A 2,366-nucleotide genomic window follows, 5' to 3' on the forward strand; every position below is an offset into this window, starting at 1 on the left:
GTCACGGACGGGTCGGCCGGCCAGGGCAGGACGTGATGCTGCACATGCGCCACCGGCAGCCGCGTGGCGATCAGGTTGCCGAATCGCATCGGCCGGCCRTCGTCGGCATCGAAGTCATGGACCGCGGCGCCGAAGAAGAGCTGGAAGCCCGGCAGCAGCGCCTGCAGCTCGGCCGGCTGGTCGCCGGGGCTGCCTGCCATGGCGCCGAAGCCCGAGGCGATCTCCTGGAGGCACAGGACGTCGAAATCCCCCATCGCGCGCGCGCCATCGACGATGCGCTGGGGGCTCACGACGCCGTCGAGGCCGCAGCACCATTGGGTGTTCCAGGTCACGAGTTTCATTTGATGCCGGCCCTCATGAAGCTCTGCACGAACTGACGCTGAAAGAGCAGGAACGCGATCAGCAGCGGCGCCGAGGTCATCAGGGTGGCGGCGGTGATCACCGACCAGTCGACCCCCTGGTCGACCGAGGAGAACACCTGCAGCCCGACCGTCAGCGGCCGCGCGTTGACGCTGTTCGTGATGATCAGCGGCCAGAGGAAATTGTTCCAGTGAAAGCTCACTGACACCAGGGCGAATGCGGTATAGACCGGGCGGGCCAGCGGCACGTAGACGCGCCACAGGATCTGCAGGGCGCCGGCGCCCTCGACCCGGGCGGCCTCGTCGAGCTCCTTCGGGATGCCCATGAAGGTCTGGCGCAGCAGGAAGATCGCGAAGGCCGAGGCGAAGTAGGGCAGCCCGATGGCCAGCAGCGTGTCGACCAGGCCGAGCCGGGCCATGGTCTTGTAGTTCTCGACCAGCAGGATGTCCGGCATGATCATCAGCTGGACCAGCACCAGCGCGAAGGCGATGCCGCGGCCCCTGAATTCGTAGCGCGCGAAGGCATAGGCCGCCAGCGTGCCCAGCACGAGCTGCACCGCCAGCACCATCGCGACGAGCAGGGTGGTGTTGAGGAAGTAGCGCGCGAAGGGCGCCGCCTCCCAGGCGCGGCGGAAGTTGTCGAGCGTGAGGGGCGCCAGCAGCGCGAAGCGGGTCGAGTACTCGGCCGGATGGAAGGCGGTCCACACCGCGTAGGCCAGCGGCAGGATCCACAGCAGCGCGAGCCACCAGGCGGCCAGCGTGTCGAGCAGCGTGGGCTCGTTGTAGGCGAGGCGCTGGGCCGGAGCGGCGGCGCTCATTTGTAGTGGACCTTCCTGTCGAGCACGAAGAACTGGAACAGCGCGATGCCCGCCAGCACCACCACCAGCACCACCGTGATCGCCGAGGCGTAGGCCGTGTCCCAGAAGCTGAATCCGACCTCGTAGAGGTGATAGAGCAGCAGGATCGAGGTATTGTCCGGGCCCCCGCGCGTCAGCACGAACAGGTGGTCGACCATCCGGAAGGCGTTGATGAAGGCGTTGACCAGCACGAACAGCGTGGTGGGCATCAGGAGCGGCCATTGCACGCGGCGGAAGAAGTACCAGCGCGAGGCGCCCTCGATCGCCGCCGCCTCGCGCAGGCTCGGGTTGAGCGTCTGCAGCGCCGCCAGGTAGAAGATCATGAAGAAGCCGGCTTCCTTCCAGATCGCGACCAGCGTCACCGCGCCGAGCGCGGTCGAGGGGCTGCCGAGCCAGTTGTGAGAGGGCAGGCCGAGCGCCCCGGTGATCTGCTCGAGCAGGCCGTACTGCGGGGTGTAGAAGAAGAGCCAGATGTTGGCCACCGCGATCATCGGCAGCACGGTCGGCGTGAAATAGGCCATGCGCAGGAAAGCGCGGCCCGCGATCCGCTCGTTGACCCAGAGCGCCATCACCAGCGCCAGCGCGATCGACAGCGGGATGGTCGCGCCCGCGAACCAGAGGTTGTTGCGCACCGCCTTCCAGAACACCGGGTCGCCGGTCATGACGGCGTAGTTCTCGAGCCCGACCCAGACGCTCGGGCGCTTGCCCTTGGGGGTCGAGAAGAAGCTGTCGACCAGCGTCGACACCGCCGGCCAGTGCGTGAACGCGACCAGCAGCAGCAACGCCGGCAACAGCAGCAGCCACGCATGGACGGCGTTGCGCGAGGCGGTGTTGCCGGGGTGCGTCATGGCGTGGCCGGCGCCCCGGCCTACTTGAACGAACGCAGGATGCGATCGGCTTCGCGCTGCGCGTCCTGCATCGCCTGGGCGGGCGTCTTGCTGCCGGTCAGCGCGGCCTGGAGGCCGTCGTTCAGGGCCTTGGTCACGCGCTGGTTGTCATGGGTGGAGAACTCGGCCACCGACACCGGCAGCTGGTCGCGCGCCACCAGCGCGGCGGGGAAGTCGCGGCCGTACTTGCGCAGCGTGTCGGTCTCGTACGCGGCCGGGGAGACCGCGACGTAGCCGGTGTCCATGCTCCACTGCGCGGCACG

General features: G+C 68.2%; 3 protein-coding genes and 1 pseudogene. All 4 read right to left on the reverse strand.

What is annotated here, in order from left to right:
• On the reverse strand, window positions 1-341 hold a 341-nt coding region (locus AC1D2K_RS33565; RefSeq protein WP_478094613.1), incomplete at its 3' end, for an endonuclease/exonuclease/phosphatase family protein.
• The gene (locus AC1D2K_RS33570) at window positions 338-1,177 is read right to left on the reverse strand and encodes a carbohydrate ABC transporter permease (protein ID WP_478094615.1); all 840 of its coding nucleotides are present in this window, start codon (window positions 1,175-1,177) and stop codon (window positions 338-340) included. The genes AC1D2K_RS33570 and AC1D2K_RS33565, both read right to left, overlap by 4 nt.
• Window positions 1,174-2,064, reverse strand: a complete 891-nt coding sequence (locus AC1D2K_RS33575; RefSeq protein WP_478094617.1) for a carbohydrate ABC transporter permease — start codon at window positions 2,062-2,064, stop codon at window positions 1,174-1,176. The genes AC1D2K_RS33570 and AC1D2K_RS33575 overlap by 4 nt, the downstream gene beginning before the upstream one ends.
• Window positions 2,065-2,084: 20 nt before the next feature.
• Window positions 2,085-2,366 (reverse strand): annotated as a pseudogene (locus AC1D2K_RS33580) (ABC transporter substrate-binding protein); the annotation flags it as partial.

The sequence above is a fragment of the Variovorax sp. P1_H12_2 genome, assembly GCF_056405335.1.